At 55.4% G+C, this 15,071-nt stretch carries 14 protein-coding genes; 7 read left to right on the plus strand and 7 right to left on the minus strand.

Annotated elements, in window-relative coordinates; all coding sequences use genetic code 11:
- Nucleotides 1-67 precede the first annotated feature (67 nt).
- Nucleotides 68-979, plus strand: coding sequence for a M23 family metallopeptidase (locus HYT79_02840; protein MBI2069512.1), 912 nt, complete (start codon nucleotides 68-70; stop codon nucleotides 977-979).
- Here the strand turns inward: HYT79_02840 and HYT79_02845 are convergent.
- A complete protein-coding gene (locus HYT79_02845; GenBank protein MBI2069513.1) occupies nucleotides 976-2,259 on the minus strand; it encodes a BamA/TamA family outer membrane protein in 1,284 nt (427 codons plus the stop codon). The two genes, HYT79_02840 and HYT79_02845, sit on opposite strands and share 4 nt — an antisense overlap.
- 67 nt (nucleotides 2,260-2,326) lie before the next feature.
- On the opposite strand from HYT79_02845, the gene HYT79_02850 reads away from it, so the two are divergent.
- The 6 genes from HYT79_02850 to HYT79_02875 all read left to right on the plus strand — a co-directional run bounded on the left by HYT79_02850 (nucleotide 2,327) and on the right by HYT79_02875 (nucleotide 7,717).
- On the plus strand, nucleotides 2,327-3,175 hold the full coding sequence (locus HYT79_02850; protein MBI2069514.1) for a TIGR00730 family Rossman fold protein: 849 nt from the start codon (nucleotides 2,327-2,329) through the stop codon (nucleotides 3,173-3,175).
- A complete protein-coding gene (gene era / locus HYT79_02855; GenBank protein MBI2069515.1) occupies nucleotides 3,172-4,065 on the plus strand; it encodes a GTPase Era in 894 nt (297 codons plus the stop codon). Before HYT79_02850 ends, era begins: the two co-directional genes overlap by 4 nt.
- A gap of 102 nt (nucleotides 4,066-4,167) precedes the next feature.
- On the plus strand, nucleotides 4,168-4,896 hold the full coding sequence (locus tag HYT79_02860; protein MBI2069516.1) for a hypothetical protein: 729 nt from the start codon (nucleotides 4,168-4,170) through the stop codon (nucleotides 4,894-4,896).
- Nucleotides 4,897-5,036: 140 nt separating this feature from the next.
- Complete coding sequence (locus HYT79_02865) at nucleotides 5,037-5,951, plus strand: class I fructose-bisphosphate aldolase (protein ID MBI2069517.1); 915 nt, start codon at nucleotides 5,037-5,039, stop codon at nucleotides 5,949-5,951.
- A gap of 2 nt (nucleotides 5,952-5,953) precedes the next feature.
- On the plus strand, nucleotides 5,954-7,192 hold the full coding sequence (locus tag HYT79_02870; GenBank protein ID MBI2069518.1) for a 6-phosphofructokinase: 1,239 nt from the start codon (nucleotides 5,954-5,956) through the stop codon (nucleotides 7,190-7,192).
- Between the two features lie 63 nt (nucleotides 7,193-7,255).
- Nucleotides 7,256-7,717: a RidA family protein gene (locus tag HYT79_02875; protein MBI2069519.1), complete on the plus strand. Its 462-nt coding sequence runs from the start codon at nucleotides 7,256-7,258 to the stop codon at nucleotides 7,715-7,717.
- 8 nt (nucleotides 7,718-7,725) lie between these two features.
- Here the strand turns inward: HYT79_02875 and HYT79_02880 are convergent, their stop codons facing one another.
- The 6 genes from HYT79_02880 to HYT79_02905 all read right to left on the minus strand — a co-directional run bounded on the left by HYT79_02880 (nucleotide 7,726) and on the right by HYT79_02905 (nucleotide 15,055).
- A complete protein-coding gene (locus HYT79_02880; GenBank protein MBI2069520.1) occupies nucleotides 7,726-8,451 on the minus strand; it encodes an NTP transferase domain-containing protein in 726 nt (241 codons plus the stop codon).
- Nucleotides 8,452-8,456: 5 nt separating this feature from the next.
- Nucleotides 8,457-9,920, minus strand: coding sequence for a phosphotransferase (locus HYT79_02885; protein MBI2069521.1), 1,464 nt, complete (start codon nucleotides 9,918-9,920; stop codon nucleotides 8,457-8,459).
- A complete protein-coding gene (gene asnS, locus HYT79_02890) occupies nucleotides 9,907-11,337 on the minus strand; it encodes an asparagine--tRNA ligase (protein MBI2069522.1) in 1,431 nt (476 codons plus the stop codon). The genes HYT79_02885 and asnS overlap by 14 nt, the downstream gene beginning before the upstream one ends.
- A 66-nt stretch (nucleotides 11,338-11,403) precedes the next feature.
- Nucleotides 11,404-12,324: a hypothetical protein gene (locus tag HYT79_02895; GenBank protein ID MBI2069523.1), complete on the minus strand. Its 921-nt coding sequence runs from the start codon at nucleotides 12,322-12,324 to the stop codon at nucleotides 11,404-11,406.
- Between the two features lie 47 nt (nucleotides 12,325-12,371).
- Nucleotides 12,372-13,361, minus strand: a complete 990-nt coding sequence (locus HYT79_02900) for a bifunctional methionine sulfoxide reductase B/A protein (protein ID MBI2069524.1) — start codon at nucleotides 13,359-13,361, stop codon at nucleotides 12,372-12,374.
- A 146-nt stretch (nucleotides 13,362-13,507) separates the two neighbouring features.
- Complete coding sequence (locus HYT79_02905) at nucleotides 13,508-15,055, minus strand: UvrD-helicase domain-containing protein (protein ID MBI2069525.1); 1,548 nt, start codon at nucleotides 15,053-15,055, stop codon at nucleotides 13,508-13,510.
- Between the last annotated feature and the right edge of the window lie 16 nt (nucleotides 15,056-15,071).

The following is a 15,071-nucleotide window of genomic DNA, read 5'->3' on the forward strand; positions in this document are numbered from 1 at the left end:
TTACGGAGCGCCGGGCGATTATTTTCGCCACCTTCCAAGCTTAACGGATATAAGAGAAAATTCGCTGGTGCGTATTTTCAACACTTGGCCGGCCTTGTTTTGGACGCTGATGCTTTTTGTTCTGTGCGGTTGTTTTAGACCTTCGTTCGCCGCAGGGAAAAGCAAATTCTTGTCCGTTGATTGGCCCCAAACCGTGACTCAGGGAGAGGCTTTCGTCATCCGCGTCGTGAGCCCCAAGAAATTGAAAGAGTTGAAAGGCGAGCTTGCGGGCAAGCCGGTGTATTTTGCCGAAATCAGTTCGTCGGTCTATTTGGCTTTAGCCGGGATCGATGTGGAGGAGGCTCCGGGCCGGCGCGATTGGAAAATCGCCGCGCTGCCGGAGAAAAGATGGTTCCGTTGGAAAGCGGAGGGTTCCTTCGAAATCAATGCCGGCACTTTTCCCGTTCAGCGTCTGACCCTGCCTCCAAAAATGGTGACGTTCGATGAGGAAACGCAAAAACGCGTGGACCGGGATTCGGCCAAATTAAAGGAGGTGTTCGGTTTGAATTCCGGGGAGCGTCTATGGCATGAGCCTTTCGTTTATCCCGTCCGGAAAATGCGCATATCATCGGCGTTCGGGCTTCAGCGCATCATGAACGATGAACCCCGGCCCCGGCACACGGGCGTTGATTTCCGCGCCCCGGTGGGCGAGCCGATTCTAGCGGTCAATGCCGGGCGCGTGGCGTTGGTGGATAATCAATATTTAGGCGGAAACGTCGTGGCCATCGACCATGGCTGGGGGATTTTTTCAGTTTATTCCCATTTAGACGCGACGACCGTTAAAGAGGGCGAACGCGTTCTAAAAGGCCAAATGATCGGCCGGGCCGGGCAAACGGGGCGCGCGAGCGGACCTCACCTTCATTTCGCCTTCCGGCTTAACGGCGCGCGCGTCGATCCCATGACTGTTTTTAAAATCAACCGGGCGCGGCTTGGTTTTTAGAAAAATTGTTGGAGTCCGAAGCTTAACCCCCATTGGCGCAGGGGCTCCTGGGTTCGCGCCGCGTCGAGCCGGATAATCGCCCGGTAAATGCGCGGGACAATCAGGCGAAGCCCGGCGCCGAAGCTCAGAAAAGGGTTTCGGAATCCTTCCGCGCCAAAGCCCCGAGCATCCCAGGTTTTGCTCGCATCCGCGAACAGATTGCCCTGAAGCGTCCAGAGCGGACGCTCAAGAATCGTAGGCCGGGCTTCGAGATTGACGAGCCACATATGTTCCCCGCGAAATTGCCCGTCCAGGAAGCCGCGCACCGTGTCCAAGCCGCCTAAGTAAAATTTATGCTGAAACTCATGGCCGCTTTTCGTCCCCATCCGGGCTTGCCCGGCCAGATTCCAGCGTTCCCCGGCCACGAGCGCGGCCGCGGCTTCGGCTTCGAGTTTCACGAATTCAAATTGAGAGCCTAACGCGCGATCGGCCAACTCAGCTTGAATTTTCAGCCGCCGGCCTTCGACCAAATGATCGTCCTGATCGAGCCGCCCCCAGATGGCGCCGGGCGTCAGTGAAGCGGTGCGGCCGGAATTCAGCCGGTTGTTTTGAAGGAAGGCTCCGTTGCGAGCGGCTTGTTCGGCCGTTGAATCGTCGGCTTCGAAGCCGTTGCGATAACAATTAAGCGTGAGCGCCGTTTTGAAGCGCGGGCTGATTTCGCGCTCAAGCCATAAATGCCCGCGGATTTCTTCATTATCAAAATGCGCTTGGGGCTCTCCTTTTTTGCTCAATAGCGGCAGGTTCAAGGTGTGGGCGTAAAGCTCGGCGCCCAGGCGGTTTTTTCTTAAACCGAAGTAAGGATGCCTGAACCAAACGACGCCTCCGTCTTTTGCGTTCATGCGCTCATACTGGCCGCCGATTTCCAGCAAGCGATGGAAGGCGTTGACTTCATAGAGCCCAACAGTCAGTTGTGATGTGCCCCCGCCTTGCTTGAATTTGAAAATAGGGATGGTCGAAAATTTATTTTTTAAATTCAGATCCAGATGGATTTGACCCGGCCCTGCGGCGCGGGAGCCGCCTTGCACGTCGTAAAAATACCCGCTGTTGGCCAGGCGACGCAGGTCCTCGGACCATAATGCCGGGGTAAAAGAAGCTCCGGGCTTGGTATCCAAAAGGCGGCCGATGATCTCGGGTTTGGTCGTCGAGCCGTTGATGAGAAGGCCGCCGACGGTGCTTTGCTCGGCAGCCGCCGGCAGGATCGCCGCCGCCAGCACAGCCGGAAAAAAGAGCAGCCGATTCATGATCACCATTACATAAAATGAACGGTATGACCGTGCGTTTTAACCGGCCCGCCCAGGAATCCGCCGCATGAGTTCGCCGTCCACGCGCCGCCGGATTATGGCCATCACGAGCTCGCCTTCTTATCGGAAAGCCTTCGAAGATATCGGATTCTTAAAGAGCGAAGGCTTGAGGCCCGTGCGTTTGCAGCTCGAGCTTTTAAAACCGGATGTCATGCTGGAGAAACAGGGCGTTAAAGCCACGGTCGTTGTTTTCGGCAGCGCCCGAATCACCGAGCGCGCCCACGCTCAGCGCCAATTGCAACGGCTTGAGCAGGACTTTGGGAAAAGGCCGAAAAACCGCGCTCTGGCCCTTCGCCTGGCCGCGGCCAGGGCCCTTGTGCGCAAAGCCAAATATTACGACGAGTCCCGGCGTTTCGCGGCTCTTATCTCGCGTCACTATAAAGGCAAGGGCGTGACCATCGTGACCGGCGGCGGGCCGGGCATTATGGAAGCGGCCAATCGCGGCGCGGATGATGTCGGCGCCAAGTCCATGGGGCTCAATATCACGCTTCCATTCGAGCAGGATCCCAACCCCTTCATCACGCCTGAGCTGTGTTTTCAGTTTCATTATTTCGCCGTCCGCAAAATGCATTTTTTGCTCAGGGCCAAAGCCCTGGTCGTGTTTCCCGGCGGCTACGGCACCATGGACGAGCTTTTTGAAGCCCTGACCTTGATTCAAACCGGCAAGATGCCGCGATTCCCGGTGATTTTGGTCGGCCGGCAATATTGGGCCAAAGCCGTTAATTTTCGTTATCTTGTCGAAGAAGGCGTGGTCGCCCCTAAAGACGAACATCTTTTTCACGTGGTGGAAACCGCCCAAGAGGCGTTCGCCATTGTCAAGCGTTCCTTTAGGATCGCCAAATCATCGAACAAATGACGCCTCAGGCGCATCGCGCCGGTTTTGCCGCTATCTTGGGCCGCCCAAATGCCGGCAAGTCGACGTTAATGAACGCGCTGTTAGGCCAAACCCTATCCATTGTTTCGCCCAGGCCGCAGACCACGCGCCATAAAATTTTAGGCATCGCCAACAGTGGCGATTACCAGTTGATTTTCGTGGATACGCCCGGTTGGCTGGATGCGGCCAAGGATCGCTTGCAGGGAGCGTTGCGTTGGGCCAGCCAAAGCGCGGCGCGCGATGATACCGATATTTTAATCTGGGTGGCGGATGACGCCGTTCAAGAAAGCGAACGGGCCCTGATCGAATCCTTAAGCCGGTTCCAGCGGCCTATGATTTTGGTCCTGGCCAAGGCGGATATTAAGGAGATCTCCGGGCGGTTGCGCGCGGGAGAAGCTGCTTGGCGGGCCATGGCCCGGTGGGACTCCGTGTTTCACGTCTCAGCGAAAACCGGGCAAGGAGTGACCGCGCTTAGGAGCCGGTTGATCGCTTTGCTGCCGGAGTCCCCTCCTTATTATCCGAAAGATCAGGCTTCGGACCGTTATGAGCGTTTCTTCGCGGCGGAAATCATCCGGGAGCGCATCTTTGAGCTCTATGACGAGGAAATCCCCCATGCCGCCACCGTGGAAATCGAGAGTTATCGCGAGGAACCGGGGCGGTCGGACCGGATTTCAGCCTCTGTGATTGTGGAGCGGGAAAGTCAAAAAGGCATTGTCATCGGCAAAGGCGGCGCCGCCATCCGGCGGTTGAGGGAACAATCGGTTCAAGGCATCGAGGCGTTCACGGGCCGCCCGGTTGAGTTGGAGATTCGCGTCCGTGTTGAGAAAAATTGGCGCCAGAACAGCGAGTCGGTGCGCCGTTTGGGCTATTAAGAGCAAGTCCTGTTTCATCGATCAAAAAACACCTCGTTGACAGTTGTTTGTTTTGGGGCTACCTTAGCTAGGCATCAATATTAAAGGAGAGGGGGTTCATTTATGAAAGCAAATGCAGTGTTGCGTTATGGATTGGGAACGGTTCTTTTATTGGGCGGGTGCACGGGCGGCAGTCATTACAAGGCCAAGGGCGACATGAAAAAATTAATGACGGGAAAACGCGTCGCCATTTTGGCGTTCGATGGGACTACGGTGCTCACGGGCGAGGGCAATCTCGCTTCATTGGCGGCGCGTTCCGCAGCGGCCAAGGGCACGGAGGGAAGCGCGGTTTTAGATCAAGGATTCATCGATTGGTCTTACGACCTTTACGTCAATGCGTTTAAAGGCGAAGGGTACCAAGTGATCCCGACGGATGAGGTTTTGAAAAGCCCGTCTTACCGGAGCGCGTCGACGCTGGCTTTACCGACGACGCTTCCGGCCAGGGGCCTTCGGCCCGTCAACATGAAAAAGGAATCCGTGACGGCCATCGCCAAGGACCTTAAAGCCGATTATGTGATCCGCATCATGAACGGTCATCATCTCTTTAATAAAACCGGTCATTTGCCGTTCGTGGGCCGTATGTTGGGGAAAAACGTAGGGCAGGCCATGATTGATATGAGCGTTTTTGATCCCGCGGGCGAGCGTATTCTATGGGTGAACGCCGCGGAAATTTCGGATCAAGGCGCATTGCAGGTGGGAGGCGTTCAGGACCCGAAAAAAGCCATCCCCATGTTCAAGGACGCGAATCAGAAATTGGCGTCCAAAGTCGCTGCCGAGCTCGCAAAAAAATAATCGCTGATTCCGAACGTTTGTTTGATGGGGCGAGGCTAAAAGAGCCTCGCCCCATTTTTGTTTATTTGGCCGGTTTGTTGCTTTTTAAAAAACCGCTGGTCTTTGTGTGAAGCCGTGTTAAACTTTAGAAGGAGGGTACGATGAGCAAAGAGCGCGTTCCGGAAATTTTAAGCTGTTACGGGGCGGACAGCCCGGCGACCATCGCCAACTTGACTCGCTTGTTGAATCAAGGACGCTTGGGCGGAACCGGACGTTTGCTCATTTTGCCCGTCGATCAAGGTGTCGAGCACGGCCCGGCCAGAAGCTTCGCCGCCAATCCTCCCGCCTACGATCCCCGTTACCATGCGGAATTGGCCGTGGCCGCAGGCCTCTCGGCCTATGCCGCGCCTTTAGGTTTCATCGAAGCCGTAGCGAAAGATTTCGCCGGTGAAATCCCTTTAATCCTTAAAGTCAACGGCAATGAGATTTTGAGTAAATCCACGGACCCAATTCCGGCGGTTACCGCTTCGGCCCAAGACGCTTTGCGTTTAGGCTGCGCCGCGGTCGGGTTCACGATTTATCCGGGGTCCGCTCGCTCGAAAGAAATGTATCAAGAAGCCCGACAAGCGATCGCCGAGGCCAAAGCCTTGGGGTTGGCGGCGGTTCTCTGGGCTTACCCCAGGGGCGGCGCTTTGTCTAAAGAGGGTGAAACCGCTTTGGATGTGATCGCTTATGCCGCGCATCTGGCTTGTCAATTGGGCGCCCATATCGTCAAAGTCAAGCTGCCGAGCGCGTTCATTTTCCAGGAAGAAGCCAAAAAAATTTACGCGCAGAAGAAAATCAAAACCCAGCCGTTGGCCGAGCGCGTCCGCCATGTGGTTGAGTCGGCTTTTAACGGGCGGCGGCTGGTCGTTTTTTCCGGCGGCCCGGCCAAAAGCGAGGCGGAAATTTTGGATGAGGCACGCGCCATCCGCCAGGGCGGCGGCACGGGCTCCATTATCGGCCGCAACGCTTTTCAGCGGCCGAGAAAACAAGCGCTGGCCCTTTTGAGCCGCGTCATCGGTATTTATTCCTGATGATGAAACGCCGGTTGGGCATTGTCGTCGGCGGGGGGCCTGCTCCGGGCATCAACGGCGTCATTTCTTCGGCCACTATCGCAGCGGTTAATTCGGGTTTCGAAGTCATCGGCATCTATGATGGTTTCAAATGGCTTTCACGCGGCGACACGCGCCATGTCCGGCACCTAACAATCGCGGATGTTTCCCGGATTCATTTTACGGGCGGCTCCATCCTGAGCACGTCGCGGGAAAATCCCATGGATGTGCCCGAGGGCATGCAGCGGATCGTGCAGGCCGTCAAGAAGCTGGGCATCACGCATTTGATGACCATCGGCGGCGAGGGCACGGCTTCGTTGGCCGCGCGTTTGGGGCAAGTCGCGGGCCGGGCCTTGCGTTTGGTTCACGTGCCGAAAACCATCGACAACGACATCCCCTTGCCCGGCGCCACCTCGACCTTCGGTTTTCAGACCGCGCGCCATGTGGGCACGTACCTGGTGCAGAATTTGATGGAGGATGCGCGCACCACGAACCGCTGGTACTTGGTCGTGACCATGGGCCGTCGCTCGGGATTCTTGGCTTCGGGCATTTGTTTCGCCTCGGGCGCGACCTTGGCCGTCATCCCGGAGGAGTTTTCAGGCAAAGTCACGCTGGCCCGCGTTGTCGACGTGCTGGAGGCTGCGGTGATTAAAAGAAAATGGCTGGGTCGTTCCGACGGGGTGGCGATTTTAGCCGAGGGCCTGGCCATGCGCATCGCCAAGGATCGGGCCGATCTTCAAAATACTCAGCCCGATGAATTCGGCCATTTGAAGCTGCCGGAGCTGGATTTCGGCCGGGCCGTCAAAGAGGAATTGGAGCGTCGTTTGGCCCGTGCCGGGCAGAAAATCACTTTGATCGCCAAAGATATCGGATATGAATTGCGTTCCTGCAACCCGATCCCTTTCGATGTGGATTACACGCGGCGTTTGGGCTACGGCGCGGTTGGGCGTTTGATTTCAGGGGAAGACCGCGTCATCATCTGTTTTAAGGGCGGCGCCATGGCGCCCGTGCGTTTCGCCGATATCCTTGACCGTAAAACGGGCCGCGTGCGCGTGCGCCATGTCGATATTCATTCGGAATATTATCAAGCCGCCACCAGCTATATGATCCGGTTGAAACATGAAGATTTGCGCAATCCCGAAACATTGGCGGGCTTGGCTAAAACCGCCGGGCTCTCACCCCGGGAATTTTTGACGCGTTTTCAAAAAATCGCGGTCGATTGAGCCTAATCCGGAAATCAAAATCAAAGCTGGCAATTTTTTCTTGTCCTGTTAAGCTTCGAAGGGATGAGTAATAACGGGGGGAAAAACGGTGATTCAAGCGGCCACAAAAACGGCGGCGCGCGCCTTCATGTGGCCAGCCATACGCCTTGGGAATCCAAAGTAGGCTACTCGCGCGCGGTGCGCGCCGGCTCCATGGTTTTTGTCTCGGGTACCACGGCCACGAATGAAAAAGGGGAAATCGTTTCGCCCAGTGATCCCGCTGAGCAGGCGCGCCAAGCCTTGAAGAATATCGAGAAAGCGTTGAAGGGCGCCGGCGTTGCGTTAAAAGACGTGGTTCAGACCAGGATTTATGTCGTGGATATCGACCATTGGGAGGAAATCGGCCGCGTACACGCCGAATTTTTCAAAGACATCCGTCCCGCCACCTCGATGATCGAAGTGAGTTCTTTGGTGCACCCGGACATGCTCGTTGAGATCGAAGCCGTGGCCGTGGCCCCGGAACAATCAACTCAGGCTCAGGTCTGATTATTCGATCAGCCGGGGAATCCTTTTTTGCCGATATAGCGCTCGGCGGCGTCGAGCTTCTCCAAAGTACCGATGTCCTGACTCCAGCACCCGTCCGTCCGGAACGCGAGGATTTTCGTTCCTTGCGCGGCCAGACGCAGATAGGCGTCGATAATCGAGAAAGCGCCTGATTCGGCCAGGCCGTTTAAGAGCGCCGGGGAAATAACATGGACGCCGTTAAAGGCCAGGCGCTCCCCTTCTTTTGTTCGCAGCGCGGCCACTTCGCCGCGTCCGTCGTTTTTTTCATGACCGCATAGATTCCCCGTTTGGTTAAAAAGCAAGTAGCGGCCGCTTATTCTTTTTTCCGCGGCCAGCGTAGCCCAGGCGCCCGTCTGCCGGTGTTCGCCGTACATGCGGGTCAGGTCGATGTTATTGATGATATCCACGTTGTGCAGAAAAAAAGGCTGCCCGTCGTCAAAAAACCAGGCGGCTTTTTTAAGACCGCCGCCGGTATCCAGCAGAGTTTCTTCCCGGCTGATTTCAACGCGTAGGCCGAAGTTTTTATTTTTGGCCAGGTAATCCGCGATCAGGCCGGGGAAATGATGAACGTTGACGATGATTTCCGTCACTCCGGCCGCCATCAGCCGCCGGGCGATGATTTCCAGCATGGGCCGCCCGTTGATTTCGATCAAGGCTTTGGGGCGGGCGTCGGTTAAGGGTTTCAGGCGGCTGCCCACTCCGGCCGCCAGAATCATGGCCTTCATGTCGCTGAAGGGACGGGAACGCTTTTTTCCAGTTCCCGGTGGCGCACCCCGACCTCCGCGCCCATTGTTTCCTTTAGGTGCCTAGCCAGCGCTTCGGCGCAATAGACCGAGCGGTGCAGGCCGCCCGTGCATCCGAAACTGACCATCAAGTCCGTGAAGTTGCGGCTGCGGTAATTGGAGACATTCGCGTCCACGAGGCCGGCCACATGCTTCATGAATTCTTTGACCGCCGGCTCCTTGTTAAGAAAAGCCGCGATTTCGGGATCGAGCCCGTTTAGCCGAGCGTAAGCTTCGTGGCGGCCTGGATTCGGCAGAGCCCGGCAATCAAACACATAGCCGCCGCCGTGGCCCACCTCATCCGACGGGATTCCTTGCCGGTATGAAAAACTTTGGATGCGCACGGTAAGGTTCAAGGAGGCTTTGCCGAACTGCCTTAAGTAGGAGGAGCCTACGATGCGGCGCATCACGGTGATTAAGGCGGGGATATGCGTCGGAAAGCGCGCCGTTCTCAGCAGAAATTCGATATTGCGGACGGCATAGGGGATGCTTTGCAGGAAATGGGTTTTTCGTTCATAGAAACCGCGCAAGCCGTAGGCGCCCATGGCTTGCATGATGCGGATCAGAACGAATCCCCAGAAGTATTTCATGAATTCGCCGCGATTGACGGGGGTCAGTTCGCCCGCGGCCTCAAGGTAATCATCGAGCAGCTTCCGGCGCGTATCTTCGGATAAATCGGCTTTGGCGTCGAAAAGGAGAGAGGCGATATCGTATTGCAGCGCGCCTTTTCGCCCGCCCTGGTAGTCGATGAACCAGGGTTTGCCTTCTCTGATCATGATGTTTCTCGATTGAAAATCCCGATAAAGAAAAAAATCCCCCGGCGCGGCCAGGAGAAAATCAGCGAATTCGTTGAAGTCGTTTTCTAGGGCCTGTTCGTCGAAAGGGATGTCGGCTAATTGAAGGAAGTAATACTTGAAGTGGTTTAAATCCCACATCATGGATTGTTTATCGAAGCCGGCGCGCGGGTAGGAATAAGCGTAATCGACGCTTTTGGCAGCGGTGATTTGAAATTGGGGCAGAAGCCGCACGACTTGCTTGTAGACGTCGAGAACTTTCGGAGCCGGGCCTTTGGGGGTCCGGTTTTCCGAAAGAAAGGCGAAGAGCGTGGTGTCGCCCAAATCTTCTTCAAGGTAGACGTCCTGTTTTTCATCGACCGCATAAATTTCGGGAACCGGCAGTTTGGCCCGGCGAAAATGGCGGGAGAAATAGAGGAAAGCCCGGTTTTCTTTTTGGTCCGGGCCGATCACGCCGATGACGCTGCGTCCGGCGCCGTGAAGCCTTAAAAGGCGGCGGTTGGAGCCGTCGCCTTTAAGATTTTCGATTTTTTCCGGCGTTTCGCCGAATTGCTTTTGGAAAATTTCCTTAAGCGCTTCTTCGGGAGTAGGCAAGTTAAAAAGCCGCATTCCCTGGCGTCCGAGGGAAGGGGATCACGTCGCGTATATTGGCCAAACCCGTGGCGTAAAGGATGGTGCGCTCAAAGCCCAGGCCGAAGCCGGAGTGAGGCACGGTGCCGTAGCGGCGCAAATCCCGGTACCACCAATAGGCTTTTGTGTTTAATTTGGATTCTTCCAGGCGCCGGTCCAGAACATCCAGGCGCTCTTCCCGCTGGGAGCCGCCGATGATTTCTCCGATGCCCGGCGCCAGCACGTCCATGGCCGCGACCGTTTTGTCGTCGTCGTTTAAACGCATGTAAAACGCCTTGATTTCCTTGGGGTAATTCATGACCACGGCCGGCCGGCCGATATATTCTTCGGTCAAATAACGTTCATGTTCGGTCTGCAAATCCATGCCCCATTTGACCGGGTACTGAAAATTTTTGCCCGATTTCTGCAGCGCTTCGACGGCCTGAGTGTAGGTGATGCGCTCGAAGCTGGCTGTGATGAATTTTTCCAGGCGATTGACCGCGTCCTTGTCCACGCGCTCGACGAAAAATTTCATGTCCTGGGGGCGTTCTTCGAGCAGGGCTTTAAATATGTATTTCAAGAAATCCTCGGCCAGATTCGCGTCGACGTTCAAATCCGCGAACGCGATTTCCGGCTCGATCATCCAGAATTCGGCCAAATGGCGCGGCGTGGTGGAATATTCCGCGCGAAACGTGGGTCCGAACGTATAGACCTTGGACATGGCCAGGCAATAAGCTTCCACGTTTAATTGCCCGGATACCGTTAAAAACGCGGAGCGTCCGAAGAAGTCCTTGGCCTCATCCACCCGCCCTTCCGGGGTTTTGGGCAAATTCGCCCAATCTAAAGCAGACACCCGGAACATGGCCCCGGCTCCTTCGCAATCCGAGGCCGTGACAATGGGCGTGTGAATCCAATAAAACCCGCGTTCATGAAAGAAGCGGTGAACGGCCATGGCTAATGTATGGCGCACGCGGGTCACGGCCCCAAAGGTATTGGTCCGGGGCCTCAAATGAGCCACGTCGCGCAAATACTCGAAGCTGTGCGCCTTAGGGGAAACGGGGTAAGTGTCCGGATTTTCCACCCAGCCCACAACGTCAATTTTTAAGGCATGAAGCTCGACAGCCTGACCTTTGGCAGGAGAAGCTTTCAATTCACCTGTGGCCAGCACGGCACATCCGGCCGTTAATTTAAGGATTTCGTTTTGATAATTGGGCAGGCTGTTCGCGGCGACGATTTGAATCGAGTCAAAACAGGAGCCGTCGTTGAGGTGGATAAAGGAAAAACCGGCCTTGGAATCCCGTCGTGAGCGCACCCAACCTTTAACCGTGACCGCGCCGCCGGCCGGACGCGCGCCGGCTAAGGCCTCGGCTACGGAAACGCCGGACGATATTTTGAGCGTCTGAGTCGATTCGGTCATCATGAACCCGCCCAGCGGGGGCGGACATGAAAATCATAGCGCAAAGGAATCATTCTGTGGGAAGGTTTACGGCCGGTCGTAGATGGGAACGAAAAAGCAGGTTTCCAGGTCGACGCCCGGGGCTTTGCCTTCGACCATCAGCTCCCAGTGAACGGGATTCGGCGTTTCCCGGCGCGTGCCCACGGCATCGCGGGGGATATTAAAAGTTGCCGGAATACCGATATGCTGGGCGATGGCGTTTTTGTCCAGGACAATCTGATCGGCGTGACGTTCGAAGAAAGCCGTTTGGCGTTCATTGTCCGGGGTCTTAATCCGGCCCACCTCGATTTGGCGTAAGGTTAAAGTAAGATGTTCAAGGTCCCGTGCGTTGGACCCCAAAACAAGCTCAAAGGCCGCCTGTTCACCCGGATGATAGGGAAATTTTTTGAAACGCAGATACGCCGAGCCGAAGCGGCGTCGACCCAGCGTGGCCTTGACCGTCCGGTACAATCCGAACAGCCAAAAACAGTCGAAAATTAGGGCCACGATCAGTAGGCCGAACAGCCGTTCGAAATCCAAAAACGTGACCCAGTGGACCAGGGCCAGGAAAACGCCCATAGCCCATGTTTCAATCCAGTAGCGCGCCAGGCGCCTGCCGGAACCGTCGGCAATGCCTTGGAAATCCCAATCATAATCCCAGAGCCAGGGCTCCTGAGGATGAAGCTCCCGATTGCATTCCAACGCGTTCTCCCGGGATTTTTTCTTGACGGAAAAATGAAGAAGCCCCAGGCTTAGACTGAGCATGGTGGCCCCGAATGTCAGAAGCAGCAAAACCGGGGTATGCCGCCAAACTTCAGGGAACGGTCCCAGGCCGAGAACCAGGCATAAAACGCCCAAGCCGAAAAAAACCAAGCCGAACGCCAGCGCCGTTGAGGCTGATGTTTCGGTGCTCAGCGGTCCGGTGTAATAAAGGAGCAGTTTTCCAGGGTTATCGGCTTGTTCCGCCATACGGCAAGTGTAAGGCGGGCCGGACGTTTCAGCCAGCGTCAATCAGACTAATGAGCCTGAGTTTTTTTCTTGGCTTTTTTGGGCGGCGGTGGGAGGTGGCAGCCCACGCCGTTTTTTTCGTTATATTTTTGATGATAATCCTCGGCCGGGTAAAACTCGGCTGCGGCCGCTATTTGCGTGACAATGGGATTTTTAAACCGTCCGGATTGATCGAGTTTGGCTTTCAAAGCCAAGGCCGATCTTTTTTGTTCTTCGTTGTAATAAAAAATAGCGGAGCGGTATTGGCTGCCCGTATCCGGCCCCTGGCGATTGAGCGTGGTCGGATTATGCATGATCCAAAAATAATCCAGCAGTTCTTCATAAGAAACCCGGGAGGGATCGTATTCCACCAAGACGGCTTCGGCGTGCCCGGTTTGATCCGAGCAAACCTGTTTGTACGTGGGATTTTTGACATGCCCGCCTGTGTACCCGACGCTGGTGCGGATGACACCCTCCATTTGATCGAACGCCGCTTGAACGCCCCAAAAACACCCGGCCGCAAACGAGGCTTTTTGGGTTGTGGAAGGAGCCGCCGCTTGAGCGGCTGCGGTGGTTCCGAAGAGCGAGGCATATTGCCCGTATCCTTCTTTATTGAGTTGTGACGCTGGAATAAAGCGCAAGGATGCGGAGTTGATGCAATAGCGTTTGCCCGTGGGCTTGGGACCGTCGTCAAAAACATGGCCCAGATGGGAATCCGCGTTTTTGGAGCGCACTTCGGTGCGGGTCATCCAGAGTTTTTTATCCGTATGCTCGGTAACATTAGCGGGTGACAGCGTCCGGGTGAAACTAGGCCAGCCCGTGCCTGAATCGAATTTATCGGTTGAGGCAAACAGCGGTTCCCCGGAGACAATATCCACGTAAATGCCCGGCTCATGATTGTTCCAATAAGCATTCTCAAAAGGCGGCTCCGTGCCTTCTTCCTGGGTGACCCGGTATTGAAGAGAGTTCAGCTTTTGCTTTAACTCTTCTTTACTCGGGCGCTTCCAATTCGATTCCATAAAACCCTCCTTGGTTTTAGCCGGCTTGGCGCCGGCCGCAAAGCCGGTCGCCGTGAAAACCGTCAGAATCATTATAAGGTTCGATAGTGTTTTGGTTATTTTCATTGTTTTACTCCCAATCATAAGTGCAACTGAAAGGGAGAATATTACAAGTCAAATAGAGTGGGTTGAGGCCGCGGTTTAGGTTTGTATTGGGAGCGGTCCTCCCGCATCAGGCGCAGGCGTTCTTCGATATCGTGAATGAACGGGGAACACGGGCTTATCCGGGTTTTGCCGAACAAGAATCGTTTCTTGGCCGAGGAAAGAAAAAGACGCTTCCCGGCGCGGGTTATGCCCACATAAAAAAGCCGGCGCTCTTCCTCGATGCGTTCCCCGGAACGATCATTGTCCTTTTGATAAGGCACAACGCCGTCCTCGCAGCCGGCGATAAAAATAACCGGAAACTCAAGCCCCTTGGCCCGGTGAAGGGTCATCAAACTGATCATTTCAGCCCGTTGAGCGTTCCCCGGGACCGCCGATTCCTCGGCGGCAATATCCGTCAAATCAACGGTTTTCGAAGTTTCGCCGTCGCCGCTGTTTTTCGGCCCATAGACGCGCAGAGGAAGCCCGGCGCTCTCCAGCGCTTCTTTGATCAAGCGGGCCTGGGCATGAAGGCGGTATAAAATAGCGATGTCATTGAGGGAATAAACGGCGCTTTCTTGTTCTTTGACCGCCCATTCGCTGTCGATGGTGAAAAAACTGCCGCCGCCTAAAAGGCCTTCGATGCGGCGCGCGATCATTTGAGCTTCCTGGCGGTCGCTTTGATAAACATTGATTTCAATAGGCAATCCGGTTTCGAGTTTGGCCTCGAGCCGGCGCCCCGGAGGGCTTGGGTTTTTGGCGATCACTTGCTTGGCGGCGTCGATAATCATCGCCTGTGAACGGTAATTTTGAGTGATCGAAAATTCACGGCAGCCGGGAAAATCCCGGCGGAACGTTTCTAGAGGATTGAAGGCGTCGCCCGCGAACGAATAAATGGCTTGGTCGGGATCGCCGATCACGCAGATATTTTTTTGGGCCAACAAGCGCAGAAGCCGGTATTGAGCCGGGCTTGTATCTTGGAATTCATCAACCAGGATATAACGAAAACGCTTTGTCCAGCCTCGTCCTTCTTGATTTTCAAGAAATTCAGCGCCATGGAGCAGGAGATCGTCGAAGTCCAGCAGCCCGGCTTGGCTCAGGCGTTCTTGGTACATTCGGCCGGCCGGGTCGCCGGGATTGAAGCCGTTTCGTTTGAGCCGGCTTAATTCTTCCAAAAAACGCTTGATGTTTTTGGCTGGGACTAAATTTTTAAGGCAGCCGCTTTTTTCCTCGTCGCCGATTATGGAGAACGGCCGCCCGGGCCCAAAGGGGCGGCCCTCGGTTCTAAGAATTTTAAACGCAGCGGAATGGAAAGTTTCAACCCAAAGCCCTTCGCCTAATTGTTGACCAAGCATCTGATTTAAACGTTCCTTGATTTCAAGGGCCGCGCTTCTTGTGAAGGTGACGGCCATGATGGCCTGGGGCGGAATTTGCTGCGCGCTGATGAGGTGGGCGATTCGATGGACCAAGGTCCGGGTTTTTCCTGTTCCCGGCCCCGCTGCGATCAACACAGGCCCCTCGGCCTCCATGACGGCGCGGCGTTGTTGATCGTTTAATCCGTCAAAATTATTCATAAAGAAAGGGGAGTTG

The sequence above is a fragment of the Elusimicrobiota bacterium genome, from assembly GCA_016180815.1.
Lineage (GTDB): Bacteria > Elusimicrobiota > Elusimicrobia > JACQPE01 > JACQPE01 > JACPAN01.

What these genes read in the sequence shown, in the direction of transcription:
- HYT79_02845 (MBI2069513.1), bottom strand. Translation starts at nt 2,259, where the DNA reads ATGAATCGGCTGCTCTTTTTTCCGGCTGTGCTGGCGGCGGCGATCCTG.
- HYT79_02850 (MBI2069514.1), top strand. Translation starts at nt 2,327, where the DNA reads ATGAGTTCGCCGTCCACGCGCCGCCGGATTATGGCCATCACGAGCTCG.
- era (MBI2069515.1), top strand. Translation starts at nt 3,172, where the DNA reads ATGACGCCTCAGGCGCATCGCGCCGGTTTTGCCGCTATCTTGGGCCGC.
- HYT79_02860 (MBI2069516.1), top strand. Translation starts at nt 4,168, where the DNA reads ATGAAAGCAAATGCAGTGTTGCGTTATGGATTGGGAACGGTTCTTTTA.
- HYT79_02865 (MBI2069517.1), top strand. Translation starts at nt 5,037, where the DNA reads ATGAGCAAAGAGCGCGTTCCGGAAATTTTAAGCTGTTACGGGGCGGAC.
- HYT79_02870 (MBI2069518.1), top strand. Translation starts at nt 5,954, where the DNA reads ATGAAACGCCGGTTGGGCATTGTCGTCGGCGGGGGGCCTGCTCCGGGC.
- HYT79_02875 (MBI2069519.1), top strand. Translation starts at nt 7,256, where the DNA reads ATGAGTAATAACGGGGGGAAAAACGGTGATTCAAGCGGCCACAAAAAC.
- HYT79_02880 (MBI2069520.1), bottom strand. Translation starts at nt 8,451, where the DNA reads ATGATTCTGGCGGCCGGAGTGGGCAGCCGCCTGAAACCCTTAACCGAC.
- HYT79_02885 (MBI2069521.1), bottom strand. Translation starts at nt 9,920, where the DNA reads ATGCGGCTTTTTAACTTGCCTACTCCCGAAGAAGCGCTTAAGGAAATT.
- asnS (MBI2069522.1), bottom strand. Translation starts at nt 11,337, where the DNA reads ATGACCGAATCGACTCAGACGCTCAAAATATCGTCCGGCGTTTCCGTA.
- HYT79_02895 (MBI2069523.1), bottom strand. Translation starts at nt 12,324, where the DNA reads ATGGCGGAACAAGCCGATAACCCTGGAAAACTGCTCCTTTATTACACC.
- HYT79_02900 (MBI2069524.1), bottom strand. Translation starts at nt 13,361, where the DNA reads ATGGAATCGAATTGGAAGCGCCCGAGTAAAGAAGAGTTAAAGCAAAAG.
- HYT79_02905 (MBI2069525.1), bottom strand. Translation starts at nt 15,055, where the DNA reads ATGAATAATTTTGACGGATTAAACGATCAACAACGCCGCGCCGTCATG.